We start from the raw sequence: 25367 nt of genomic DNA on the forward strand, positions 1-25367 counted from the left end.
CCGGTCCGGGGAGCGGAGGATCAGTGGATGCGGTGACAGAGGCAGCAGGCGGGCGCAAGGCCGACGAGGTCAAGTCCGCGGCTCGGGTGCTCGAGGTGCTCGAACTGCTGGGGCGGGACGGCGCCCGCCTGTCGCTCGCCGAGATGGCGAGCGCGATGTCCGTGCCGAAGAGCAGCCTCCATGCGATCCTGCGCACCATGCAGGCCCGCCGCTGGGTGGACCTCGACTCCGCCGGCACCCGCTACAGCCTCGGCCTCAAGGCGCTGCTGACCGGCACCGCCTACCTGGAGGGCGACGACGTCGCGTCCCTCGCGGGGCCGGTGCTCGACACCCTGGCGGAGGAGACCGGCGAGGCCGTGCACCTCGGCAGGCTGGACGGCACCGACGTGGTCTACCTGGCCAAACGAGAGTCGCGCCATGCGCTGCGGATGTACTCGGCGGTCGGCCGCAGGCTGCCCGCGCACGCCACCGCGCTCGGCAAGGCGGTGCTCTCCCAGTACGACGCGGCCGAGGTCCAGCGCCGGCTGAACTGGCCCCTGGAGCGGCTCACCCCCGACACCGTCACCGGTCCCGACGACCTGCTGGCGCAGCTCGCCGAGGCCCGGCTGCGCGGCTGGGCCCTGGACGACGGCGAGAACGCGGTGGACATCCGGTGCGTGGCCGTGCCGCTCGGGGCCACCCCCTCGGGCGGCGACGCGCTCAGTTGCTCGGCACCCAGGAGCCGGATGGACGACGCCCGCCTGGAGGAGGTGGCGTCGGCCGTGACCGGGGCGGCGCACTCGCTGCGCACCTTGCTCAAACGGCTCGGCCAGCACTGAAACGGCCCGGCGCTGGGCATCGACAAGGGAGCCGCACGGCCGGCACGGGCCAGGGGGGTGTCCTCAGCCGGGTCGTTCATCCGGCCTGTTTTGGTGGGTGCGTTGACAAAATCGGTATATGTGCGTTCGGATGAGAGAACGTCATTCTGACAACTGTATGCGGGAGTTCGCATGGCTCAGCCTGATGCCCGCACCGGTCTCCTCGCACCGGCCCCCTGGGTCGAGGAGCGCGGCGCCCCGATCCGCATCACGGCCGTACGCACCTTCCTGACAGCCCCGCACGGCTGCCCCCACCTCATCGTCCGCGTCGAGACCAACGACCCCGGCCTCTACGGCCTCGGCTGTGCGAGCGACCCGCAGCGCACCCTCGCGGTCCGCTCGGTCCTCGACGACTACCTGGCGCCCCTGCTCGTCGGACGCGATCCCGACGACATCGAGGACATCCACCGCCTCCTGCTCAACAGCGCCTACTGGCGCGGCGGCTCGGTCACCGGCAACGCGCTCGGCGGCGTCGACGTCGCCCTGTGGGACCTCAAGGCCAAGCGGCTGGGCACACCGCTGTACGCGCTGTTCGGCGGCCGGGTGCGCACCGGCGCCGCGGCGTACACCCACGTCGAGGGCGCGGACGCGCGCGAGATCGCCGACAAGGTGGCGGCGGCCTTCGAGCGCGGCTTCGGCCACGTCCGCATCCAGGCCGCCGTACCGGGCGCCGACACCTACGGCAGCCACGGCGCCGAGGCCGACCCGGCCGCCGTGCGCGCCCGCCGGGTGCCCTGGGACTCCGCCGGTTACCTGCGCACCGTCCCGGCGGTGCTCGCACGGGTGCGCGAGCTGGTCGGCGACGGAGTGGAACTGCTGCACGACGTCCACGAGCGGCTCGACCCCCGCCAGGCCCGCGAGTTCCTGCGCAGGATCGCCGACACCGGCCTCTACTTCGTCGAGGACCTGCTCGCGCCCGAGGACGCGGGGCACTTCGCGCGCCTGCACGACGCCTCGCCGGTACCGCTCGCGGTGGGGGAGCTCTTCCACGACACGGCGCAGTTCCTGCCGCTGCTCGACGGGCCCGCCATCGACTTCGCCCGGATCCGGGTCCCCACCCTGGGCGGCCTCACCCCGGCCCGCAAGATCGCCGCGGTCTGCGAGCTGCGCGGTGTCAGGCTGGCGCCGCACGGCCCTGCCGACGTGAGCCCCGTCGCGCAGGCCGCAACCCTCGCCCTGGACGTCAGCAGCCACGCCTTCGGTGTGCAGGAGGCCGCCGCCTTCAAGCCCGCCGTCCACGAGGTCTTCCCCGGCACCATCGTGCCCCGCCGCGGCACCCTCGTCCCCCACCGGGCCCCGGGCCACGGCGTCGACTTCGACGAGAGCGCCGCCCGCAGACACCCGGTGCCCGAGCCGCTCGGACACGACCGCTGGGCCCTGCTGCGCAACACCGATGGGAGCGTGCAACGACCGTGACGACCGACACCCGGCGGGCACTCGTCGTCCGCGGTGGCTGGGAAGGCCACCAGCCCGTGACGATCACCGACCTCTTCCTGCCGTTCCTCAAGGAGCAGGGCTTCACCGTCGACGTCTTCGACTCGCTCACCGTCTACGAGGACGCCGACCTGCTGGCCGCCGCCGACCTGGTCGTGCAGTGCTGGACCCTGGACAGCATCACCCGCGACCAGTGCGCGAACCTGGCCGCCGCGGTCCGCGCGGGCACCGGCTTCGCCGGCTGGCACGGAGGCATCGTCGACTCCTTCCGCGGCGAGGTGCAGTACCACCTGCTGACCGGCGGGCAGTTCCTGATGCACCCGCCCGGCTTCCACGACTACGAGGTCCACATCGCCGCCGACCGGGCCGACCACCCCGTCGTCGCCGGGCTCGGCGACTTCCGTGTGCACACCGAGCAGTACTGGGTCGCCACCGATCCGCTGATCGACGTGCTGGCCACCACCACCTTCGAGGCCGACGAGCTGCGCGGGCACACCGTCGTGATGCCCGCGGCGTGGACCAGGACCTGGGGCGCGGGCCGGGTCTTCGTCAACACCATCGGCCACAAGCCGGACGACTTCGACGTACCCGAGGTGCGGACACTGACCGAGAGGGGACTGCTGTGGGCGAGCCGGTGAAGCCGCTGCGGGTCGGCATGGTGGGCGCAGGGAAGATCAGCGGCGCCTACCTGGCCACCCTGGCCCGGCTGGACGACGTGCGCCTGACCGCCGTCACCGACCTCGACCCCGACCGCGCCAAGCAGGCCGCACTGCACGCGGGCGGCGACGTCTTCGTCGCCGGGTCCGTCGCCGAACTCGTGGGCAGGGACGACGTGGACGCCGTCCTCAACCTCACGGTGCCCGCCGCGCACGCCGGTGTCGCCCTCGTCGCGCTCCTGGCGGGCAAACACGTCTACGGTGAGAAGCCGCTGGCCGCCGGCCGTGCGGAGGCCGAGTCGGTGCTGGCCGCCGCGCGCGCCGGCGGGCTGCGGGTCGGCTGCGCCCCGGACACCGTCCTCGGCACCGGCACCCAGACCGCGCGCAAGGCCGTCGACGACGGGCTCATCGGGGTGCCGGTCGCGGCCACCGCGTTCATGACGACACCCGGCCACGAGGCCTGGCACCCCGACCCGGAGTTCTACTACCAGCCGGGCGGCGGCCCGCTGCTCGACATGGGCCCCTACTACCTCTCCGCCCTGGTGCACCTGCTCGGCCCGGTGGTCCGGGTGACCGGCGCGTCGTCGCGGCCGCGGGGCGAGCGGACGATCGGCAGCGGTCCGCGCGCCGGCCAGACCTTCCCGGTAGAGGTCGACACCCATGTCACGGGCGTTCTGGAGCATGCGGGCGGTGCGCTGTCGACGCTCGTCATGAGCTTCGACATCCACGCCGCACGGCTGCCCCGGATCGAGGTGCACGGCACGGAAGGCTCCCTGTCCGTGCCCGACCCCAACCGGTTCGACGGGCCGGTCGAGATCCACCGGGAGGGCACCTGGCAGCCGCTGCCCGTCTCGGCCGGCTACCGGGACGGCGGCCGGGGCACCGGACTCGCCGACCTCGCCGCAGCCCTCGCCGACGGCCGGCCGCACCGCGCGTCCGCCGACCTCGCCGCGCACGTCCTCGATGTGATGCTCACCCTGCTCGACTCCGCCGAGGGGCGCACCGGCCTCCCGGTGACCAGCACCTGCGAGCGTCCCGCGCTCGTGGCGGGTGCTGCGCCCGCGCCGTAGCCGGGGCCGTGCAAAAGCCCCCGCAGGGGGAGTCGGGCGGCAGGAAGGAGAGGGCCTTCCTGCCGCCTTCCGCTGTCCAGGCAATGTCACTCCAATTAATCGACGAACTCCGCAGAACATGGACTCAAATTCCCCTGACAATTCATCGGATGCTGCTGACAACCAGCAAGAAGAAGGAAACCGCCCAAGGCGTTGACTTGATAACACACGTGGTTTTACATGGCGGTGACCGGCTGGACAGGGAGGGCTCCCGATGCACGACCGGAGGATATCCGGCGAGGAACGCATCACCGCATTCCTCTCCGAACGGCTGAGGCCCGCGCTGTACCCGCAGCGGGTGCCGATGGACGTCAGCGCCTGGCACCACCCGGGCGAGCCGGTCCCGGTCGGCGTGGCCCTGCGCGCCGGCTACACGCCCTTCGCGGTGGGCGAGCCCTGGGGCGGGCCGTGGTCCACCACCTGGTTCCGGACCGGGGCCACGGTGCCCGAGCGCTGGGCCGGCCGCCGCGTGGACGCCCTCGTCGACCTCGGCGGCACCGCCGGCGGCCCGGGTGCTCCTGAGGGCCTCGTCCACGACGGGCACGGCACCCCGCTGCACGGGCTGCACCCGGACGGCGGCGCGGTCCCCGTCGCGCGGCGCGCCCGCGGCGGCCAGCAGGTGCGGCTGCTGATCGAGGCCGCGGCCGTACCGCCCGTCGACCCGGTGGCCGGCACCGGCCTGCACTACGGCGACCCCCTCACCGCGGGCGACCAGCCCCTCTACCGGCTGCGCGCCGCCGATCTCGCCGCGCGCGACGAGGAGGTGTGGCGGCTGCTGCACGACATGGAGACCCTGGCCGGGCTGATGCACGCCCTGCCCACCGCCCTGCCCCGCCGGGGGGAGCTCCTTATCACCCTGGAACGCGCGGTGGACGCCGTCGACCCGCGCGCCGTCGGTGCCACCGCCGCCGCGGCCCGTGCGCTGCTCGCCCCCGTACTCGCCCACCGTGCGCACGACTCCGCGCACACGCTCGCCGTGGTCGGCCACGCGCCCGCGGGAGGTGCACCGTGCCGTCCGCTGCGCGAGGCCGTCCGCGCAGGCGCCCGCGCCTTCAGCACCCTGGCCACACTCGCCGAGGAGTATCCGGAGCTGGTCGTGGCTGCCCCCTCGGCCCAGCACCACGCCTGGATGAAGGAGCACCAGCCGCACGTCTTCGAACGCATCCGCAAGGCCGTCGCGGACGGCAACTGGGTGCCCGTGGGCGGTATGTGGGTGTCGGCCGACACGGAACTGGCCGCGGGGGAGTCGCTGGTGAGGCAGTTCGCCTACGGCCGCCGCTTCTTCCGCGACGAACTCGGCGCGGACACCGACGGGGTCTGGCTGCCGGGCGCCATGGGCGCCTCCGCTGCACTGCCGCAACTGGCCCGGCTGGCCGGCGCCCGCTGGCTGCTCACCCGCCGCCCCGCGCCCGGCCAGGTACCCGCCCCGCCGCACCACACCTTCCGCTGGGAGGGCATCGACGGCAGCACCCTCTTCACCCACCTGGCACCCGGCGGCGCCGAGGACGGCACGCTCACCGCCACCGCGGCAGCACAGGCCGTCGCCGGCTCCGCCGACGGGGGCCGCGCCCCCCGCTCCCTGCTGCCCCTCGGCCGTCCCGGCGCCGTCCCGGACCGCGCCGCGCTGGAGCGCGCCCGCCGCCTCGCCGACCTGGACGGCGCCCCGCGGGTGACGATGCGGCACCCGGGTCCGTTCTTCCGCGCGGCCGAGGACGAGTACCCCGCCGCCCCCCTGTGGCGAGGCGAACTCGACCTCGCGCCGCACCGCGGCGGCTACACCAGCCAGGCCCGCACCAAGCGCGCCAACCGGCTGAGCGAGGCCCTGCTGCACGAGGCCGAGCTGTGGTGCGCGACGGCCGCCGTACGGCACGGCACCGGCTACCCGTACGACGAGCTCGACGCGGCCTGGAAGCAGGTACTGCTGCTGCAGAGCGACGACATCCTCTCCGGTGCCGGCACCGCCTGGGTGCACGCCGACGCCGAGGCCGCGCACCGCCTGGTGCGGCGCAGGCTCGAACGGCTCATCCGGCGCGCGGCAGGCGAGCCGGACGGCAGCACCGTCCTCAACCCCGCCCCGCACCCGCGCCGCGAGGTCGTCGTCCTCCCCCCGGGCGCCGGGAGCGGCACCGGACCCGTACCCGCCGGGGCGCAACCGCTGCCCGACGGCGGCCTCGCCGTCCTCGCCGAGGCCCCCGGGCTCGGGGCGGGCCCCGCCTGCCTCCCCCTCGGGGACACCGCTCCCGTGAGCGTGCGCACCGCTCCCGACGGCGGCCACCTCCTCGACAACGGCCTGCTGCGGGTGCACATCGACCCGCACGGCCTCGTGCGGTCCGTGCGCGAACTCGCCTCCGGGCGCGAGGCCATCGCGCCCGGCGCCGCGGGCAACCTGCTCCAACTGCACCGCGACGACCCCGGCCGCGGCACGGCCCGCGACCTCGACCCGCGCTACCGCGGCACCGCCCGCGACCTGGACCGCGCCGACCGCGTCACGGTACGCGCCCACGGCCCGCTGCTGGCCACCGTCCGGGTGGCGCGCGGCACCGGGCGGTCCACCTTCGTCCAGGACCTGAGCCTCACCGCGGGCGGCCGCGCCCTGACCATCGACACCGAGGTCGACTGGCGCGAGCGGGACACCGTCCTCAAATGCGCCTGGCCGCTCGACGTACACGCCGAACACAGCAGGGCCGGAGTGCAGTTCGGCCATGTCGCACGCCCCACGCACGAGAACACCGACCGGGACCTGGCCCGGCACGAGATGGCCGCGCACCGCTGGATCCACGTCGGCGAGCACGGCTTCGGCATCGCCCTGGCCACCGACGCGGCCGCGGGTTACGACGTCAGCCGCCGCACCCGCCACGACGGCGGCACCACCACCGTGCTGCGCACCACCCTGCTGCGCGCACCCTCCCGCCCCGACCCGGGCGCCGACCGAGGCCACCACCGCTTCCGGCACGCCCTGCGGCCCGCCGCGACCACCGGCGACGCGCGCGACACCGGCCACGCCCTGTGCCGTCCGCTGCGCCCGGGCCCCGCCGACCCGCCGGGACCACCGCTGGTCGCCGTCGACAACCCCGACGTCGTCATCGAGACCGTCAAACTCGCCGACGACCGCAGCGGCGACGTCGTCGTGCGCCTCCACGAGTCGCGCGGCGGCCGGGCTGCCACCCGGCTCACGGTCGCCTGCGCGGCCTCTGCCGTCCACGAGACCGACCTCCTGGAGGAGCGGCGCGCGGAGCACCGGCTCTCCGGCGGCCGAGTCCGCCTCGTCCTGCGGCCCTTCCAGATCCTCACGCTGCGCCTGGTACGCGGCCCCGGACCGTCGCACCTGCCCGAGGAGCGCGGTGCCTGACGCGCAGCCGGCCGGCGGCCTGCCGCCCGAGGCCCACGCCCGACTGCGCAGGTGGGCGCAGCAGGACGGACCCATGACCACCCGGGCCCGTGTCGTCCTGCTCGCCGCCCAGGGCCTGCGGGACGCCGAGATAGCGCGGCGCCTCGGCGTGTCCCGGCAGACCGTGGGAACCTGGCGGCACCGCTGGCAGGGCGCGGGCCTGGCCGGCCTGCGGCAGCGGCCGCGCACCGGACGCCCCGCCACCGTCGACGAGGCCGAGGTCGTCACCCGCACCCTCCTCGCGCCCGGCGGCAGCGGCGCCAGCCGTGCCATCGCCCGCGAGGTCGGCCTCTCGCACGCCACCGTGGCGGCCATCCGCCGCCGCTGGCGGCTGGCCCCCGACGGGCCGCCCGCACCCCACGTGCCCACCAGGCCGCCGCTGCCCGGCGCCGACATCTGGGTGATGGGGCTCTACGTCGACCAGCAGCGGGCCGTGCTGCTCGCCGGGACCCGGCCGGCTGCCTCGGGGCCCGCCACGGCCGCCGCGGTGATCGGCGAGGACGTGCTCGACGGGCTCGACCGCGCCCTGGACGCGGTGCGCGGCACGGCCGTGCCGCGCACCGCCACCGGGGCCGACGGCACCCAGGCCCTCATCCGGTACCTCGCGGCGGCCGCCGAGCACCACCCGGACATCGCCCTGCACGCCGTGACCCTGTGGGACACCGCCCAGGACACCGCACGGCGGACGCACCAGGAAGCGGACGCCGCACGGACCCGGCCCCCGGCCGCAGCCGGCCGGGTCACCTTCCACCAGTTGCCAGCCCGCTCCACCTGGCGCGGCTTCCTGCACGCCATGATCGCGCTGGACGGCACCAGCCACCCCGAGTCGTCCCGGCGCGTCTACCTCGACCTGACCAGCGCCCTGGAGCGGCACGGCGCGGTGCGCGGCGCAGGACCGTACGCGCCGGTGTGCTGGCTGCGTGGACACGTCGCCGAGCACCTGCGGGCCCTGCGCACCGGTGCGGGCGCCGCGCGCCGGGGTGCGTCGAGCGGCGTCAACCAGATCGACCTCGGTTCCTTCAACGAGTGCGTGGTCATCGAGACCGTGCGGCTCTCCGGCAGCATCACCCGCGGCGAGATCGCCCACCGCACCGGCCTCACCCAGCAGTCGGTCTCCCGGATCGCCCGTTCGCTGCTGGACCGCGGCATCCTCGTCGAGGACGCGCAGCGGCGCGCCACCTCGGGCAAGCCCCGCACTCCGGTGCGGCTGTGCGGCACCGCGGCGCACGCGCTCGGCCTGCACATCGACCCGGAGGTGCTCACCGCCGTCGTCATCGACCTCGACGGCTCGCTGGTGTGCACCTGCACCCGGCCGGTGAGCGCCGAGATCGAGCCCGGCGAGTTCGTCGGCCAGGCCGTCGCCCTCGCCAGGGAGGCGCTGGAGAACGCGCGCGGCGCGGTCCGCGACGACGGCTTCCTCGGCATCGGGGTGGCCGTGCCCGGCCCGGTGGACATCGCCTCCGGCACGGTCCTCGCTCCGCCGCTGCTCTCCGCCTGGGACGACCTGCCGCTGCTGTACCTCCTCAAGGACCACTTCCCCTGCCCGGTCATCATCGAGAAGGACTCGCTCGCGGCCGCGGCGGGGGAGCGGTGGATCGGCCGCGACCGCAGGGCCCGTGACTTCGCCTACCTCTACCTCGGCACCGGGGTGGGGTCGGGGCTCTACCTGAACGGCGACCTGTACCGCGGGGTGAGCGCCAACGCCGGGGAGTTCGGGCAACTGTGCGCCCTGGCACTCCACCGGGTCGACGCGGACGGCCGGCCCGAGATCCTGCCGGAGTGCAACCCCCCGGTCTCCGTGACCGGCCTCGCCGCACGCGGCGGCCTGCGCGCCCCGGGCGCGGCGCTCGGCAGCACGGCGGCCTACCGCGCCGTGGGGCGGGCGGCGGCCGCCGGCGACCCGGCCGCCGTGGCCGCGCTGCGGGAGGTGGCGGGGGCGGTGGGCCGCGGTGCGCTCGGCCTGGTCGACCTGCTCGACATCGACCTGCTCGTGCTCGGCGGCCCGTTCTTCACCGAGGACGTCGCGGAGTTCTACCTCGACGAGATCGGCCGGACGGTCAACGACTTCCCGACCGCACGACGGCTGCGCCGCGTGGAGGTGGAACGCTCGGTGCTCAGCGCCGAGGCCGCCGCGGTCGGCGCCGCGTCCACCATCTTCCACGCGACGTTCGCCCCCCGCCTGCGGGGCCGCGCCCGGGGCTGAGGACGCGGCACACGGCCGGGGCGGGCCCCGGGAAGGCCCCGGGGCCCGCCCCGCACCGGGGGCCGGCGGCCGGCGGGCGGAAGCGGTGTGCCGGCGCGCGCCACCGGCCCACTACACGACCGGCTTGGTCGGCCGGGTCGCGGTCAGCGGTATCCGGCCCTTCAGCATCCGGCCGCCGTCCGCGGTGAGCCGCAGGTAGTAGTCGGACGAGCAGGCGGTGCCGTCCTCGTCGAGGGCGCGGTACCCGGCACCGGCCGGCACGTCCGCCGCGGTCGCGGCGGTCTTGGCGATCTGGTTGCTCTCGTTGTACTCGTCGAACATGGAGATGTAGATGCCGGCCGCCTTCAGGCCCACCATGTTGTAGAACTGGCGCCACATCAGGTCGCCGTGCGCGCGGTGCCCGGACTGCAGGTCACCGGGGATCACACAGGGCTGGTAGTCGATGCCGTGCGCGTCGCAGTCGGCCTTGTCGGGTGTGTTGACGTCCCGCAGGAACCGGTCGGCCCCCGCGGTGTCGGAGATCCTGCCGACCATCCACGGCGAGATCATGTGGAAGCCGTGGTACACGTCCGAGAAGCCGGGCCGGGAGTCCTCGGTGCCGGTGCGCCAGTGGGTGGGCACACCGCCGATCAGGTAGACCCCCTGGCCCTTGAACCAGTTGACCACGTCGAGGCACTGCGCGGGCGCGAAGGGCCGGCCGTCGTCGTCGAAGCCGAAGCCCCAGATGCACACCACCGGCTTGCCGTTCTGCCTGGCGTACGCGCCGGACGCGGTGTGCGCCCGCATCTTCGACGTCCAGTCGTCCTTGATCTGCGACTGCATGGCGGTCCAGCCGGTGACGTCGTACATGATGTAGAACTTCCGGCCGTACGCCTCGGCGGCCTTGCGCACCTTCTGCGCCATGGCGTCCCGGGTGGGGTCCTCGGGACTGAACGGGTTGAAGCGCTGCAGGGCCGCGGTGTCGCAGTCGTTCTCCCGCATCCAGCGGAAGTGGGTGTCCACCGTCTGGTCGTCCCAGGAGGAGAACAGGGCGGCCGCCCGCCCGCTGTTCAGGCTGCCGTAGTCGGTCGGGTAGACGTTCTGGTACTCGCTGATGTCCGGCCAGGACGTGATCCCGGAGTTGGACGGCGAGGGAGCCCGGCCCATGTCCTTGCTCCAGTGCCACCAGCCGTTGATGGGGGCGCCGTCGCCGCCGCAGGCGAACCAGCCCTGGTAGCCGACGGTGATCTTGCCTACCACATCGCCCACGGGGCTCGCGGCGGGCGCGTCGGCCGTGCCGGGTACGGGGGCCGCTTCGGCCTGCCGGCCGGCGACGGTACCGGCGGCACCTGCGGTGGCGGCCAGTGCGGAGGCCAGTAACGTGCGTCGATCGATGCTCACGGAAGAATTCCTCCATCGCTTCTGCCGGGCATGCGCCGATCACATTCCGGGCTCGGGGGACGGCGTCATGGGGGACGGCCCGAAGAGGTGGGGGAACGTCAGGCGGCGGCAGCTCCGCCTACTCCTCCGGGCGTGCTGCGAAAATAAGGCCCGCGGTGTTCCCGTGGCAAGACCCCGGAAATACGGGAAAGCAGAACCCAAAACCTGCTGTGACCAGGTGTCATGTCAGTCTGCTTTTTTTCCGATTTCCGGTTCCTGCGCATTGTGGAAGGTGCCTTGCACATATCGGCCGGGTGCTGCGGCGGCCGGTGGGAAGAGCCGTGCGGAAACGGGCGCGGGGGTGCGGGCGCAAGGCCCGCACCCCCTGGGTGCGCATACCGCCGGCGCGGTTGCAGGACCGGCAGGACCGGCAGGACCGGTGGATCAGGGATAGCTGACCACGTTGGCCACCGTGCCGTTCTTGTCGGCCGGACCGCCCGTGTCGTTGATGACGTGGGTGATGCTCCCCGCGCCGCCGCCCAGCGAGACGGCGACCATGTCGTGGAACACCACCCCGGGAGCGTCGGGCACCTCGAAGGCGCGGTCCGCGCTGACCGAGTCGTTGACGTTGAAGAAGCAGTAGCTGCCCAGGCCGTATGCCTCGTGGTGCTGCACCGAGTCCGCGACCTTGTAGGCGGCGTACCCCTTGGTGTCACCGTTCATCCAGGCGCTCTGGTCCGGCGGGTCGTACGGCATCTCGTTCTGGAAGAAGTACGTTCTGCCGTTCTCGCCGTTCCAGGTCACCTGGTACTTCTGGTAGTGCTCCACGAACAGGCCGTACATGGTGACGTCGTCGCCGTTGACGACCAGCCCCTGGTCGGCGGTGTTGGAGTCCCAGCCGACGCCGTCGCCGTGGTCGGCCCGCCAGATCCACGTGTGGTCGCCGATCACGTCGGAGCTGTTCACCGTGAGGCTGGTGGTCGCCTTGCCGACCCCCGCGCCGCCGACCCGGAAGAACACGTCGTGCAGGGCGGTCGGATCGGCGGAGTGGTCCGCGCTGGAGCCCTCGGGGCCGACCTCCATCAGCTCGTCGGAGTTCGTGGTGCCCGCGTCGATGAGCAGCCCGGCGAGCTGCACCCCGTCGACGTCGTCCACCGACACGGCCGTGATGCCGCCGTCGGGGACGAGCGTGGCGAGTCCGAGTCCGAGCACCACCGTGTCCGGCTTGCTGACGTGCAGTGTCCGGTCGAGGTGGTAGACACCCGGCGTGACGAGCAGGTGCTTGCCCGCGTCCAGCGCCGCGTTCATGTCCTCGGCCGTGGCCCCCGGCTTGGCGATGTAGAAGTCGTCCAGCGGGATCGACGTGCCCTCGGGCGTGCCCGAGGACCAGGACGTACCGGCGGAGTCGGTGCGCACACCGGGTACGAACACCTTCCAGGCGCCCGAGTCGTCGACGTACAGGAACGGCTTCTCGCGGGAGACCGGGGTCTGGTCGACGCGGGTGTACGGCGGCTTGGGGAAGTCGCCGGCGGGTGCGTTCTCCGCGCCCACGAAGACCATGTTCCAGTTGGACCCGGTCCAGCCGCCCCACTCGGTGTTCCTGGACAGCCACTGCTGCTGGGAACCCGAGTTCACCGTGCCGTCGACCTTGGTGTCGGCCAGCAGGCCGCCGCTCGACCAGCCGCCGTCGTCGAGTTGCAGGTCGCCCTTGACGTGCATGCGGCGGTACGGGGCAGCCTGGGACACCGCCCAGCGGTCGCCGCCGCCGGTGGGGTTGACGGCGAGGTTCTCGGCGTCGCGCCAGAAGTTCTGCGTGGCGTTGCCGTCGAACCAGTCCGCCTCCGCGTGCACCGCGCCGTTGACGGTGGTGTCGTCCGGGGACAGGCCGAGCCCGGCGACCTCGGTGTAGAAGCCGACGTTGGCGTCGGCGTCGTAGGTGCCCGGCTTGAACAGCAGCGCCTGGCGCTCCTGCCCGAACTGGTTCGTCTCCTGCTGCTTGAAGACGCTGTCGAGTTTGCCCTGGATCTCGTCCTTGGACATCGAGGGGTCGAAGACGGCGACGTTCGGACCGAGGTCCGGGTCGCCCTCGGCGGCGTCGGCGCTCTGCATGCTCACGGCCGCGGCACCCGCTCCGAGGAGCACGGCGAACGCGGCGGCACAGCGGGCCAGCCTGCGGCCCCTCCTGTGGTCGCCCTTGACGCGTGGGAACATGTGTGCTGCCCCCTCAGCCGGTGTAACCGGCGAAGATCTTGGTGAACTGCCACGGGTCCTGGTCCACGCCCGAGCAGGTGTCGTCGTTCGGGTAGTCGCCGGGGCAGGGCCGGTCGCGGTTGACGGACCAGAACGACAGGCGCGCCAGGTGGTTCTGCTGGGCGTAGTCGAGGATGGTCCGGAAGTTGTCGGTGGTGACCTTCTCCTGGACGTCGGTGATCCCGTTCATCGACGACAGGCCGCTGTGCGCGTAGGCCTCCTCGTCGCTGTAACCGTAGGCATCCTTGACCCTGTCCTTGAGGCCGTCGGTGGCCTGGATGGTCAGCTTCGCCATGTCCTGGCCCGCGCCGCCGAAGTCGAACGGCATGATCGTCCAGCCGTCCACCTCCAGGCCCGAGTCGGCGGCCTTCTGGATCATGCCGCCGTCCGGGCCGTTCTGGTCGCTGGGGAAGGTCACGTAGGTGACCAGGCCGTCGTTGTCGGCCTTCACCTTCTTCAGCGCGTCGATCGTCTTCTGCTGGACGTTCGGGTCGTTGTACGCGTCGCCCTCGATGTCGATGTCGATGGCCTTCAGGCCGTAGGCGTCGATGACCTTCTGGTACGCGCCCGCCAGCGCGTCGGCGTCGGAGCAGGACTGCTCCAGCTTGTTGCCGCTGGCGCCGCCGAAGGACGGTACGACGTCACCGCCCTTGGCGCGCACCGCGTCGATGGCCTGCTCGTCCTGCCCGCCGCTCAGCGGCCTGCCGCCGTCCCACTGCGGGTCGCAGCCGCCGGCGTCCAGGACGAAGGCCATGGTGAACCAGCTAACGCCGGTGGCGTCCATGACCTCGGCCGGGTCGGGCGGGTTGCCCCAACCGGTGTACAGGTACGGCGCCACGGCGGCCGGAGCGGCCTTGACGCCGGGCGCTTCCTGGACGGTGCCTGCCCAGGCGGCGACGGTGGTGCCCGTCGCGGTGGCGGCCACGGCCGCCGCCAGGGCGATCCACCGACCGCGGCGTGACATCCGGTGCTGTGCTGTGCTCAAGGTGCTCACCTCTTGTTGTGGGGGGACAGGGCGGCCTCCGCGGCGATGGCCGTGCGGCCCGCCGGGGTGCCGTCCGGGGCGTGGCCGGCGGCCGAGGCCGGCCCGCCCCAGGTGAAGGTGGCCGACGCGCCGGCCGGAAGGTCGTAGGTGAAGTGCTCCCCGTTCCAGCCGACGTCGGCGGTCCGGGTGGAGCCGGTGTTGTTGTAGGCGATGAGCACCTTGCTGCCGTCCGGGTTCTGCCAGGCGACGTTCATCACCGAGGAGTCGGCGGTGGAGTCGATGCGGTGCGCACCCGGCTTCACGAACTTGGTGAGGTGGCCCATCGTGTAGTACTCGATGGTGTAGTCGACCTGGCCGGAGCGGTCGTCGCCGTTGTGCACCGTGATCAGCCCGGTGCAGGTGCCGCAGCCGCCGTTGTGCGGGCCGCCGTTCTGGTCGACGGCCAGGGACCACTTCACCCAACTGCTCGCCCAGTTGCGGGTGTAGTCGATGAGGTTGCGCATGTCCTCCTGCTGCTGGTCGGCGATCCAGGTGCCACCGGAGTGCTCGGTCCCGAAGACACCGAGGCCGGGGTACCTGTCGTGGACCGCCGACTGCTCAGTGACGTCGCCCTCGTAGCCGTGCCAGGCCATGCCGCCGAAGTTGGGCTGGCTGCGCACCGCGGGGTCGTCCGGGCCCTGAGCGGCGCCGCGTCTTTGGCTCTGCATCGTGGGGGGATGCCTTCCTGGTACGCGGGCGGGTCGCCCGGCACACCGGTCCCCGATGAGGCCAGGCGTCGCGCACACCCGCACATGCGGCCCGGCCGGAAGGTCGCGGCCGGTGTCTCGGCCTCATGCTTCGGGAGTTGAACATGTCTCGTCAATAGGTACGCACCAATGGCCGTGCTCTGACCGTCGGGAAACACCATTCCTTCGAACGGTGAAGATGTGGTGTGTCTGGTGTGACGCACGGTGTGACACGGCATCGGAAAGTGCGGTCTGCGGCAGCCGGGCACCCGGCTCTTGGCCGCACCGGGGCCGCCACGGCCGGGCCGTACGCCGCGCCCCCGGCCGGGCCGTACGCCGCGCCCCCGGCCGGGCCGTACGCCCGCGCCGCGGCCGCGGGCCAGTCCTACAGCGGCCGGTAGCAGGACACCGGCAGGCCCGGTGTCCCGACGCGGGCGGTGAACACGGCACCGTCCAGGGGCCCCGGGGACGTGAGGCCGATGCGGGCGGTGGTGACGAACAGGGAGCGGCCGTCGGGGCCGCCCAGGCAGACCCCCGCGGGCTGTGCGGCCGGCAGCGTCAGGACGCGGTCGAGCGTTCCGTCCGGGAGGTAGCGGCGCACCTCGGCCGCGCCCCAGACCGCGCACCACAGCCCGCCCGCCTCGTCGATGGCCATGCCGTCCGGGCTGCCCCCGCCGAGCGCCGTGAAGACCGTGCCCTCACCCAGCTCGCCCGACGCAGGGTCGAGCGGGTACCGCCGGATGAGCCCGCGTGCGCTGTCCGCCAGGTACATGGCGGTGCCGTCCGCCGTGAAGGCCGGGCCGTTGGGGACGGTGATGCCGTCAAGCACCCGGTGCACCGCCCCGTCGCGATCCACCCGGTACAGTGCTCCGGCGTCCGGCGTGGCGTCGTAGGCCATGCTGCCCGCCCAGAACCGGCCCTCCGGGTCGGCCGCGCCGTCGTTCATGCGCGAGCGCACCGGCGCGCCCTCGGCGGGCCGGGCCAGCCAGTCGGTGCCGCCGTCCGGGCCGATCAGTGCCACACCGGTGCCGGCCGCGCCGATCCAGTGCCCGGGCCGCCCGGCCACCGGCGCCACCGCACCCAGCGGCACCGGCAGCCGGGCCAGCAGCTCCAGCGTCTGCCCGACCCCCTCGGGCGCCCCGAGCAGCCGGCCGGAGAGTATGTCGGTGAGCACGATACGGCCGGCCACCTGGCGGATGCCCTCGCCGAGTTCCAGACGGTCGGACCACAGCGGTCGCAGCTCTGCCTCTGCGGCCTGCTCTGCCTGTGCGGCGTGCTCGTGCCGTGTGACGTGCTCGTGCCGTGCGGCCTGCCCGGGCTCTGCGGCCCGCTCGCGCCGGTCGGGCTGGCCGGGCTGGTCTGGCTGGTCCGTCATGGGGGTGGGTTCCTTCCTGTACCGGTGAGAGGGGGAGCGGCGGTGCGGCGCAGGGCCGTCAGCGTCAGCCGCCAGCGCGCCTCGCCACCGGGCGGAACCACCGCCGCGTCGCCCTCCGCCGCGTCCCCGAGCGCGAAGCAGCGGCCGAGCATCGGCTCCACACCGCAACTGCGGTACGGCGCCACGGCGGGGAAGCCGCCCAGGTTGCGCCAGAGCGCGATCCCGATCGGCTGCCCCGGCGCGCTCACCGTCATCCGCAGGACGTCCGGGCCGTCGTGCACCTCGGCCGCCGCGGTGTCCAGCACCGCGCCGACCGCGGTGCCGTCGTCCGGCCCGAAACGGTCCAGGCGCAGCCCGCACGGCGCCGGCCAGTCCCCGGTGACCCACGGCGCGCCGGCCGGCCAGGGGGCGGCGAGCAGCGGCGCCGCCTCCGGGTGCAGGCGCACCCGGACCCCGGCCGGAGCGACGAGGCGTGCCTCCTGCGACAGTCCGAGGAGCGCGTGCGCGGCCCAGAGGAACCGGCGGCCGGGCCGCGCCCGCAACCTGTAGTCGACGACGGCCGTGTCGCCCTCGGTGCGGATCAGGCGGGTGAGGCGGAAGCCGGGCCAGGAGACCGTCTCCGCGTCGCCCTCCCGTGTCCACGGCCGCGACCAGGCGTCGCCGTGGTCGGGTGTGCCGCGGACCGTCGGCAGGCACTCCTCCAGACCGCCCGCGTCGGCGAACGCGTCACCCGGTGCGACCCGGGCCCGGCGCGGCTCGGGCCGCCGCCAGAGCCATTCCCGGCCGTGGGCGCTCAGCGAGGTCCACCGGCCGCCGTGCGCCGGGTCGGTGACGATCCGCAGCACCCCGTCGGGTGCGGGCCCGCTCACCACTCGGCGAAGGAGCCGTCGGGGTGCCGCCACACCGGGTTGCGCCAGGCGTGGCCCCGCCGGTCCGCGGCCCGCACCGCCTCCTCGTCGACGATGACGCCGAGGCCCGGCAGGGTGCTCCGCCGCGCCAGGCCGTCGACGAAGCGGAACGGCTCGGTGTCGACGACGTACGACAGCAGGTCCGCGTCCTTGTTGTAGTGGATGCCGCGGCTCTGCTCCTGGATGAGGAAGTTCGGGGTGGCGAATCCGATCTGCAGGCTGGCGGCCAGCGCGATCGGGCCGAGCGGGCAGTGCGGGGCGAGCTGGGCGCCGAAGGTCTCCGCCAGCGAGGCGATCCTGTGCACCTCGGAGATGCCGCCCGCGTGCGACAGGTCCGGCTGGGCGACGGCGATTCCCGCGGTGAGCGCGGGCAGGAACTCGCCGCGGCCGTAGAGCCGCTCGCCGGTGGCGATCGGCACCGGGCTCGCGGCCACCAGGGCAGGCAGCAGATGGCCCTGGTCGGGCAGCAGCGGCTCCTCGGCGAACAGCGGGTGCAATGGGGCGAGCTCGGCGAGCACCCGGCGGGCGCTCGCGGGCGTGAAGCGGCCGTGGAAGTCCACCGCGACGTCCCGGTGGGGTCCGAGCACCTCGCGCACGGCCGCGATCCGCTCGACCACCGCGGCGGTCTCGGCGGGCGAGGTCAGCGCCGGGGTGCGCCCCGCGGCGTTCATCTTGACCGCGGTGAAGCCGGCGGCCGCCTGCTCCGCCGCCTGCTCGCGCAGCTCGCCCGGCTCGTCGCCGCCGATCCACGCGTACACCCGCACGGTGTCCCGCACGGGACCGCCCAGCAGGGCGTGCACGGGTGCCCCGTACGCCTTGCCCGCGATGTCCCACAGCGCCTGGTCGAGCCCGGCCACGGCACTGGAGAGCACCGGGCCGCCCCGGTAGAAGCCGCCCTTGCTGAGGACCTGCCAGTGGTCCTGGACGCGCAGCGGGTCCTGGCCGACGAGGTACTCGGCGAGCACCTGCACCGCCGCGCGGACCACCTCCGCGCGGCCCTCGACGACCGGCTCGCCCCAGCCGGTCACGCCCTCGTCCGTCTCCACCCGGCAGAACAGCCAGCGCGGCGGCACCAGGAACGTCTCGATCCGGGTGATCCTCACTTGCCGTCACCGGCCGGGCCCTCGACGGAGTCCCTGACCCGGTCCACATCGCGCAGGGCCTGGACCAGCAGGGCCCGCATGGCGCGCTCGGCACCCGCCGCGTCCGCCGCGCGCACGGCGTCGAGCACCGCACGGTGACTGGGCACCGGGTCGTCGGCGTGGCCGGTGCTGTGCACCAGGCGGTCGCGGTGCGCCAGGCCGGACTCGATCACCATCTCCATGCGCTCCAGCAGTTCGTTGTGGGTGGCGGTGAGCAGGGCGCGGTGGAAGGCGAGGTCGGACTCGACGGCGTGGTGCGGTGTGCCGCCTTCCTCGCCCATCGCCTCCAGCGCCGCCTCCAGCGCCGCCAGGTCGGCCCCGGTGCGCCGCTCGGCGGCCAGCCGGGCCGCGGCGGGTTCGACGATGCCCCGCACCTCGTCGAGGTTGTGCAGCAGCACGGAGTCCGGTTCGGAGGCGGCCCCCTCGGCGAACCGCCAGCGCAGCACGTCCGCGTCGAGGAGGTTCCAGTCGGAGCGGGCCCTGACGAAGGTGCCGCGCTTCTGCCGGGCGTCCACCATGCCCTTGGCCGCCAGGACCTTCAGGGACTCCCTGAGCGCGGTGAGGCTGACGTCCAGCTCGCTCTGGAGCGCCACGAGATCGAGCGTCGCTCCTTCCGGGAACTCGCCGCTGAGCACCCGGCGCGCAAGGGTCTCCACGGTCTGGCCGTGCACCCCGCGGCGCGCGTATGGCGACATGTCGGTTCCTGCCTTTCTCCTGATGAGGTGTGCGGCGCTCAGGACGAGGCCTTGGCGACGCTCCAGCCGCCGTCGACGAGCAGGCTCGCCCCGGTGACGAAGGAGGCGTCCGGCGAGGCGAGGAAGGCGATCGCGGCCGCCGCCTCCTCGGGCCGTCCCAGCCTGCCCAGCGCGGTGGCAAAACCGCTGAGTGCCCGGTCCGACTCCGAGATGCCGTCCCAGGCACCGGTCAGAATCGGTCCCGGCAGCACCGCGTTGACCCGGACGTGCGGCCCGTACTCGACGGCGAGCTGACCGCTCAGCGACAACAGCGCGCCCTTCGACGCGGCGTACGCGGGCCGCCCGGGCAGGCCCATACGGGCGTGCACGGACGAGGTGAGCACCACCGCCCCGGCCTCCTCGCGCAGGTCGGGCAGGGCCGCCTTGAAGCCGAGGAAGGCACCGGTGAGATTGACGGACATCTGACGCTCCCAGGAGGCGAGCGTCATCTCGTGCGCGGGCAGCACCTCGACCGTGTACGCGTTGCTGACCAGCACCCCGACCCGGCCGAAGGCGTGCGCGGCGGCGATGACCCGCTCCCAGTCCGCGGTGTCGGCGGCGTCCGCCGCGACGAACCGGGCCTGCCCGCCGCCGGCGCGGATGTCGTCGGCCACCTGCTCGCCGCGCTCGGCGGCGACATCGGTGACGACCACCGCCGCGCCCTCGCGGGCGAGCCGCCGCGCGGTGGCGGCGCCGATGCCCGAGGCCGCACCGGTGACCACGGCGACGCGGCCGGCGAAACGGCCGCCGGGCGGCTGTGGGGGATGGTTCATGAGGGGGGTCCACTCCTGGAGGTGAGTGCCGGGGTGCCGGACGCGGCGGTGCCGGGGCGGCGCTCGCCCCGGTCCATGTTATTTACGGGGTTTCGTGTGCAGGGCGGTCGCCGCCGCCCTCCTGGCGTGCCAGCACGACGAGTTCGGCGTCGTACCGGGCGCTCCAGGCGAAGGGCAGGCCCGCGTGCAGCAGGTGGGCGCCGCGGTAGGCGGTGCCGGTGGCCTGGTCCGTGTACCGGGCGGCCGGGTCGAGCCCGCGCAGCCGCAGGCGGGCCGGGCGGCCCGGTACCAGTGGCGCGCCGTCCAGCCGTCCGGTGCTCCAGGCGGTGACCACGACGCGCCCGCCGCCGTCCTCCTCGTACTGCACCCCGCACGTCGCGTCCGCCGGGCTGCCCAGCAGATGGACCTCGCCGTGGTGCAGGACGTCGCGGACAGCCTTGTAACGGGCCACCCAGGCGGCCGCCTCGGAGCGCTGTGCCGGCGTCCAGGTCCGGATGTCGGCGCCGATGCCGAGCACGCCCGCCATGGCGGTGACGAAGCGGAAGGCGAGCGAGCGGGGGCGCGGGTCGAAGACGCCGGGTGCGTCGGTGACCCAGGAGCTCATCACGTGCGGGGCGTGCGCGTGCAGGAAGCCGTACTGGATGGCGAGCCGGTCCAGCGGCGCCGTGTTGTCGCTCGGCCACACCACGTCGGTACGGGCCAGGGTGGCGTGCTCGATCCGGCCGCCGCCGCCCGCACAGCCCTCCACGGTCACCCCGGGGTGGGCGGCGCGGAGGTGGTCGAGCACCCGCAGGTACCCGGCGACGTGCGCGGCGTCCAGGTCCAGCCGGTCGGCCGGGCCGGCACCGGGACGGCCGCGCTCGGTCGGCGGGCGGTTCATGTCCCACTTGAGGTAGCCGATGTCGTACGAGCCGAGCAGCCTGTCGAGGGTGTCGAGCACGAACTCCTGCACGTCCTCGCGGCCGAGGTCGAGCAGCAACTGGTTGCGTACCAGCGTCGCCTCGCGACCCTCGATCCGGTACACCCACTCGGGGTGCTCGGCGTACAGCCGGGAGGCGGGGCTGACGGCCTCGGGCTCCACCCACAGGCCGAAGTCGAGCCCGAGCGCGCGCACCTGCCCGACGAAGGCGTCGAAGCCGTCCGGGAACGACGCGGCGTCGGGGTGCCAGTCGCCGAGCCCTCCGGTGTCGTCGCCGCGGCCGACGAACCAGCCGTCGTCCACGACGAACAGCTCGGCGCCGAGCTCGGCGGCGGCCTCGGCCAGCCGGAGCTGGCTGTCCGCGTCGACGTCGAACCCGGTCGCCTCCCAGGAGTTGTAGAGCACGGGACGGGGCCGGTGCAGTCGCTCGCCGGCGAGGACCCGCTCGTAGCGGTGCCAGACGCGCGCCAGGCCGTCCAGGCCGTCCGGGCTGAACGCGCAGGCCATCTTGGGCGTGCTCAGCGCCCGGCCGGGGGCGAGCGGCACCGAGCCCTCGTGCGGCACCCGTCCCGCACGCACCCGTACCGACCCGCCCGGCTCCGCGTCGGCCGTGATGTGCCAGTTGCCGGGCCAGGCCAGGGCGATGCCGTAGGTGGGGCAGGCGGTGTGGGCAGGGCCCGCGGGACCCGCGGTGTCGGCGCCGTCCTGGACGGCGAGCCACGGCGCGTACGCATGACCGGGCACGCCCTGCGTGGACCCGATCTCGAATCGGCCGCGGGGCAGGTCGACGGGGGTGAGCTGGAACTCCTGCGACCACTGGCCGGACAGGCAGGCGAGCCTGGCCGTGCCGGTCAGGGGCACGGTCACGGCGCCGGAGTCCAGCCGGTCTAGGCGCAGTTCCTGTTCGCCCGTGCAGGTCAGTTCGGTCCAGCGCAGGATCACATCGGTGCCGGGCACCGTCTCGTAGCACAGCTCGGCCCGCAGTCCGAGCACCTCGTCGGCGAACGCGAGCCGCAGCGTGCCGGGGCGGCCGGGCCCGGTCGGGGTGAAGCCGGCCTCCTCGAACTCCCACCACACGCCCCGCTCCCGGCCCGCTGCCCCTGCCACCAGGTCGGCGCCGGTGAAGGGCCGCAGGCCCTGCGGAAGGTACTCGGCGGGGGCGGCGTCGGCCGGGGTGAGGAAGTGGGTGCGCCGCGACCAGTCCAGCGGGTCGGGACCCTCCTCCACACCGAGCGGGCCCCAGGACGCGAGTTCCGCCCAGCGGCCGTGGGAGGGCAGGACGACGGTGTAGGAGGTGGTGTCGGTGGTCAGCGTCCAGCGCCGCGGGGCGCTCGGATCGCGGGTGGCGGCCCCCCGGGCCGCCGCGGGCGGGGTCACTTCACTGCTCCCAGGTTGAGGCCCGCCACGAAGTGCCGCTGGAACCGCAGGAACACGGCCACGGTCGGGGCGGCGGCGATGACGGAACCGGCTGCGATCACGTTCCACATCGACACGTACTGGCCCTGGAGGCCGATGAGCGCCGCGGTGATCGGCATCTTGGCGTCCGACCGCAGGACGGTGATCGCCCACAGCAGGTCGTTGAAGACCCAGGTGAACGACAGCGCGCTGAGCGCGGCCAGCGCGGGCCGGGCCAGCGGCAGGATGATCCGCCAGAAGATCTGCAGCGGCGAGGCGCCGTCGATCACCGCCGCCTGCTGGATCTCGGCGGGGATCGCGCGCATGAAGCCGTGCAGGACGAAGACGTAGAAGCCCACCCCGAAGCCGATCTGGACCAGCACCAGGGCGGTGAGGGAGTCGTACAGACCGGTCAGTTCCGTCAGCTTGTTCACCGGGATCAGCAGGATCTGCGGTGGCAGCAGGTTGCCGCCCAGCATCACCAGCAGCAGGGTGCGGCGCAGCGGCAGCGCGTAGCGGCTGAGCGCGAAGGCCGCCATGGCGGCCAGCGCCAGCGTGACGAGCACGCAGGGCACGGTGACCAGCAGGCTGTTGATGAGGGCGCGCTGCTGGCCGCCGTCCGACCATGCCTGTCCGAAGTTCGCCAGCGTGAAGGAGTGCGGCAGCGAGCCGAGGCCGTGCGCGGCGATGTCGTCGAAGGACCGCACACTGGTGACCAGGACCAGGACGATCGGCAGCAGCCACAGCAGCGACAGGCCGCCCGCGCTCACGTGGAAGGAGGCGGTGGCCCACCGCCGCCTGCTCAGGGCGTTCATCAGTCGGCCTCCTTGAAGGCGCGCACGAGGTACGAGGCGATGACCCCGAAGGCCAGCACGAAGATGACGACGGCGAGCGCCGAGCCGTACCCGAGGCGCAGTGACTGGAAGGCCGTGGAGTACATGTAGGTGCTCAGCAGTTCTGAGGAGTGGTAGGGGCCGCCGCGGGTGAGGGACCACACCACGTCGAAGGAGCGCAGCGAGTCGATGACGATCACCGACAGCACGACCGCGTTGACGCTGCGGAGCTGGGGCAGCGTGACGTTGCGGAACTGCTGCCAGCGGGTGGCGCCGTCCACCTTCGCCGCCTCGTAGAGCACCGGGTCGATGCCCTTGAGCCCGGCGACGTAGAGGACCATCACATACCCGATCTGACGCCACAGCGCGGGCACGATCACGGCGTACAGGGCGGTGCTCCGGTCGGCGAGCCAGGCGTGTCTGAGACCGCCGAGGCCCACGCCGCCCAGGATCTGGTTGATCACGCCGTCCGGCTGGTACAGCGCCTGCCACACCAGGGCGGTGGCCACCAGCGAGAAGACCACCGGCAGGAACAGCGCGGCGCGGTAGAAGCCGACACCGCGGCGCTCCTGCTGGAGCAGCAGGGCGGCGCCGAGGCCCAGGACGGCGGACAGGCCGCCGAACAGCACCAGCCAGAGCACCGTGTCGAGCAGCGCGGTGCGGAACACGGCGTCGTGCAGCATCTCCTGGAAGTTGCCGAGCCCGATGAACCGCGGTGCCGACACGCCGTCCCAGGACGTCAGGGACAGGTAGAAGCCCTGGAGCGCGGGCCAGAACACCCAGAACGCCTCGGCCAGCAGCGGTACGAGCACGAACGCGAGGACGACCGGCGGCACGCGGGTGGCGCGCCGCCTGGCGCGGGAGGCGTCACGGCTGCCGGAGCGATCTCCGGTGGCGGTGAGCACGGCCACGTCACTTCCCCCAGATCTTCTCGGCGTCCCGCTGCCAGGCGGTGAGGACCGACGAGAGCTGCCGCGGCTCGTCGAGGAACTTCGTCAGGGCGTTGTCGGCGCTGGGCTGGAGGGCGTCGCTGGAGTCGCGGTTGAAGAACTGGGTGACGTCGGCGGCCCCCTCGACCAGCTTGCGGCCCTTCTTGACCAGTGCCGTGCCGCTGTCCGCGGCGTCCGGGTGGGTGGGCAGCGCGGTGCCGGAGGAGTTCTTCAGGTAGATCTCCTGGGCCTCGGCGGTCGCCAGATAGGCCAGGAAGTCCTCCACCGGGGCCCTGCGGTGCGTGTGGGCGCTGGCGAAGTACCCGTCGGTGGGCGCCTCCTCGGCCAGCGGCACCTTGGGGTCGATCACCGGGAAGCGGAAGAAGTCGATGTCGTCCAGGGCGTCCTTGGGCGCCGAGTCGGCGAAGAAGGTGCCGATCAGCATCATGCCGGTCTTGCCCTGGAGCAGCTTGGTGGTGGCGTCCTGGAAGGGGATCGCGGTGCCGTCCGGATCGAAGTACGGCAGTGCCTCCTTCCAGCGGTCGAAGACCTTGCGCACCTCGGGGTCGTCGAAGCGGTGGCGCCCGGCGAGCAGGTCCCGGTGGTAGGCGGCACCGTTGATCCGGATGTCCAGGTAGTCGAACCATCCGGAGCCGATCCAGGCGGTGTTGCCGCCCATGCCGTTGCCGATCGGGGCGACCCCCTTCGACTTCAGGGTGTCGCACACACCGAGGAAGTCGTCCCAGGTCTTGGGCTCCTTGACGCCCCACTTCGCGAAGTTCGACTTGCGGTAGAACATGCCCCACCAGTAATAGCTCGTGGGGACGAAGACCTTCTTGCCGGCGCGCGAGGTGCACAGCTTCTTCAGCGCGTCCGAGTACTTCGCCAGGTCGGGCGAGTGCCTCCAGACGTCTCCGAGGTCGAGCAGCAGGTTCTTCGAGGCGTAGGCGTCGGCGACCGAGCCGGGGTACCAGGTGTAGACGTCCGGCGGGTTCCCCGAGGTCAGGTAGGTCGGGAGCTGGGTGCGGAAGGTCTCGGCGGCCACGGTGTTGAGCGAGGCCGTGTGCTTGCCGCTCCTGCCGTAGGCCGCGACCAGCTTCTCCATCGCGGTCTTCGCCTGTGGCGCCGAGAGATTCGACTGGAGGGTGACGGCACCGCCGGACGAGCCCTTGCCGGACGACGACGTCGAGGTGACGCAACCGGACATCAGGCCGGCCGTACCGAGGGCGCCGAGCCCCGCGAGGAACCGGCGCCGGGACGGGTCGGATGTGATCATGGGGTACTCCTCTGCGTCCGCGGAGCGAAGCACCGGTCCCCTGACGGCCGGGCTTTCGTCTACGGCGTGCTCAGATTGGTGGGAGGGGGTCGAAAACGTCAAGATTAATTAGTAATT

The 25367-nt window shown here is 73.4% G+C and carries 18 protein-coding genes and 1 pseudogene; 6 read left to right on the plus strand and 13 right to left on the minus strand.

Going from position 1 to position 25367, the window contains the following annotated elements:
• Positions 1-32 precede the first annotated feature (32 nt).
• The 6 genes from IE313_RS05245 to IE313_RS05270 all read left to right on the plus strand — a co-directional run bounded on the left by IE313_RS05245 (position 33) and on the right by IE313_RS05270 (position 9647).
• Positions 33-818 carry an IclR family transcriptional regulator gene (locus IE313_RS05245; RefSeq protein WP_229924385.1) on the plus strand — a complete coding sequence of 262 codons (786 nt, stop codon included), beginning with the start codon at positions 33-35 and terminating at the stop codon, positions 816-818.
• 171 nt (positions 819-989) lie between these two features.
• On the plus strand, positions 990-2273 hold the full coding sequence (locus IE313_RS05250; RefSeq protein WP_189929700.1) for an enolase C-terminal domain-like protein: 1284 nt from the start codon (positions 990-992) through the stop codon (positions 2271-2273).
• The gene (locus tag IE313_RS05255; protein ID WP_189929701.1) at positions 2270-2929 is read left to right on the plus strand and encodes a ThuA domain-containing protein; all 660 of its coding nucleotides are present in this window, start codon (positions 2270-2272) and stop codon (positions 2927-2929) included. The genes IE313_RS05250 and IE313_RS05255 overlap by 4 nt, the downstream gene beginning before the upstream one ends.
• A complete protein-coding gene (locus tag IE313_RS05260) occupies positions 2914-4017 on the plus strand; it encodes a Gfo/Idh/MocA family protein (RefSeq protein ID WP_189929702.1) in 1104 nt (367 codons plus the stop codon). The genes IE313_RS05255 and IE313_RS05260 overlap by 16 nt, the downstream gene beginning before the upstream one ends.
• A gap of 253 nt (positions 4018-4270) precedes the next feature.
• Positions 4271-7405, plus strand: coding sequence for an alpha-mannosidase (locus IE313_RS05265; protein WP_189929703.1), 3135 nt, complete (start codon positions 4271-4273; stop codon positions 7403-7405).
• Entirely contained in the window at positions 7398-9647 is a 2250-nt protein-coding gene (locus tag IE313_RS05270) for an ROK family protein (RefSeq protein WP_229924386.1), read from the plus strand. Before IE313_RS05265 ends, IE313_RS05270 begins: the two co-directional genes overlap by 8 nt.
• Positions 9648-9758: 111 nt before the next feature.
• Here IE313_RS05270 and IE313_RS05275 read toward each other — a convergent pair whose 3' ends face one another.
• From IE313_RS05275 to IE313_RS05335, 13 genes and pseudogenes are all read right to left on the minus strand, one after another.
• Positions 9759-11027, minus strand: coding sequence for a glycoside hydrolase family 99 protein (locus IE313_RS05275; RefSeq protein WP_189929704.1), 1269 nt, complete (start codon positions 11025-11027; stop codon positions 9759-9761).
• Between the two features lie 423 nt (positions 11028-11450).
• Positions 11451-13217, minus strand: a complete 1767-nt coding sequence (locus IE313_RS05280; protein ID WP_189929705.1) for a pectate lyase-like domain-containing protein — start codon at positions 13215-13217, stop codon at positions 11451-11453.
• A gap of 13 nt (positions 13218-13230) precedes the next feature.
• Positions 13231-14241 (minus strand): chitinase, encoded by a 1011-nt coding sequence (locus tag IE313_RS05285; protein WP_308439139.1) that lies wholly within the window; start codon positions 14239-14241, stop codon positions 13231-13233.
• 5 nt (positions 14242-14246) lie between these two features.
• Positions 14247-14927 (minus strand): annotated as a pseudogene (locus IE313_RS05290) (glycoside hydrolase family 30 protein); the annotation flags it as partial.
• Between the two features lie 424 nt (positions 14928-15351).
• Entirely contained in the window at positions 15352-16341 is a 990-nt protein-coding gene (locus IE313_RS05295) for an SMP-30/gluconolactonase/LRE family protein (protein ID WP_189929707.1), read from the minus strand.
• A complete protein-coding gene (locus tag IE313_RS05300) occupies positions 16338-17210 on the minus strand; it encodes a hypothetical protein (RefSeq protein ID WP_373316917.1) in 873 nt (290 codons plus the stop codon). Before IE313_RS05300 ends, IE313_RS05295 begins: the two co-directional genes overlap by 4 nt.
• Positions 17207-18352 carry a galactonate dehydratase gene (gene dgoD / locus IE313_RS05305; protein ID WP_189929708.1) on the minus strand — a complete coding sequence of 382 codons (1146 nt, stop codon included), beginning with the start codon at positions 18350-18352 and terminating at the stop codon, positions 17207-17209. The genes IE313_RS05300 and dgoD overlap by 4 nt, the downstream gene beginning before the upstream one ends.
• Entirely contained in the window at positions 18349-19086 is a 738-nt protein-coding gene (locus IE313_RS05310; protein WP_189929709.1) for a FadR/GntR family transcriptional regulator, read from the minus strand. The genes dgoD and IE313_RS05310 overlap by 4 nt, the downstream gene beginning before the upstream one ends.
• Before the next feature lie 38 nt (positions 19087-19124).
• Positions 19125-19898, minus strand: coding sequence for an SDR family NAD(P)-dependent oxidoreductase (locus tag IE313_RS05315; RefSeq protein ID WP_189929710.1), 774 nt, complete (start codon positions 19896-19898; stop codon positions 19125-19127).
• Positions 19899-19980: 82 nt separating this feature from the next.
• Positions 19981-22194, minus strand: coding sequence for an alpha-galactosidase (locus IE313_RS05320; protein WP_189929711.1), 2214 nt, complete (start codon positions 22192-22194; stop codon positions 19981-19983).
• Complete coding sequence (locus IE313_RS05325; protein ID WP_189929712.1) at positions 22191-23027, minus strand: carbohydrate ABC transporter permease; 837 nt, start codon at positions 23025-23027, stop codon at positions 22191-22193. Before IE313_RS05325 ends, IE313_RS05320 begins: the two co-directional genes overlap by 4 nt.
• Complete coding sequence (locus IE313_RS05330) at positions 23027-23956, minus strand: carbohydrate ABC transporter permease (protein ID WP_229924388.1); 930 nt, start codon at positions 23954-23956, stop codon at positions 23027-23029. The genes IE313_RS05325 and IE313_RS05330 overlap by 1 nt, the downstream gene beginning before the upstream one ends.
• A gap of 1 nt (position 23957) precedes the next feature.
• The gene (locus IE313_RS05335) at positions 23958-25250 is read right to left on the minus strand and encodes an ABC transporter substrate-binding protein (RefSeq protein ID WP_189929713.1); all 1293 of its coding nucleotides are present in this window, start codon (positions 25248-25250) and stop codon (positions 23958-23960) included.
• Between the last annotated feature and the right edge of the window lie 117 nt (positions 25251-25367).

This window comes from Streptomyces sulfonofaciens (genome assembly GCF_014656295.1).
Taxonomy (GTDB): Bacteria; Actinomycetota; Actinomycetes; order Streptomycetales; family Streptomycetaceae; genus Streptomyces; species Streptomyces sulfonofaciens.

Coding starts and splice junctions, on each gene's coding strand:
- IE313_RS05265 (WP_189929703.1), top strand. CDS start 4,271: ATGCACGACCGGAGGATATCCGGCGAGGAACGCATCACCGCATTCCTC.
- IE313_RS05310 (WP_189929709.1), bottom strand. CDS start 19,086: ATGTCGCCATACGCGCGCCGCGGGGTGCACGGCCAGACCGTGGAGACC.
- IE313_RS05315 (WP_189929710.1), bottom strand. CDS start 19,898: ATGAACCATCCCCCACAGCCGCCCGGCGGCCGTTTCGCCGGCCGCGTC.
- IE313_RS05280 (WP_189929705.1), bottom strand. CDS start 13,217: ATGTTCCCACGCGTCAAGGGCGACCACAGGAGGGGCCGCAGGCTGGCC.
- IE313_RS05325 (WP_189929712.1), bottom strand. CDS start 23,027: ATGAACGCCCTGAGCAGGCGGCGGTGGGCCACCGCCTCCTTCCACGTG.
- IE313_RS05335 (WP_189929713.1), bottom strand. CDS start 25,250: ATGATCACATCCGACCCGTCCCGGCGCCGGTTCCTCGCGGGGCTCGGC.
- IE313_RS05295 (WP_189929707.1), bottom strand. CDS start 16,341: ATGACGGACCAGCCAGACCAGCCCGGCCAGCCCGACCGGCGCGAGCGG.
- IE313_RS05250 (WP_189929700.1), top strand. CDS start 990: ATGGCTCAGCCTGATGCCCGCACCGGTCTCCTCGCACCGGCCCCCTGG.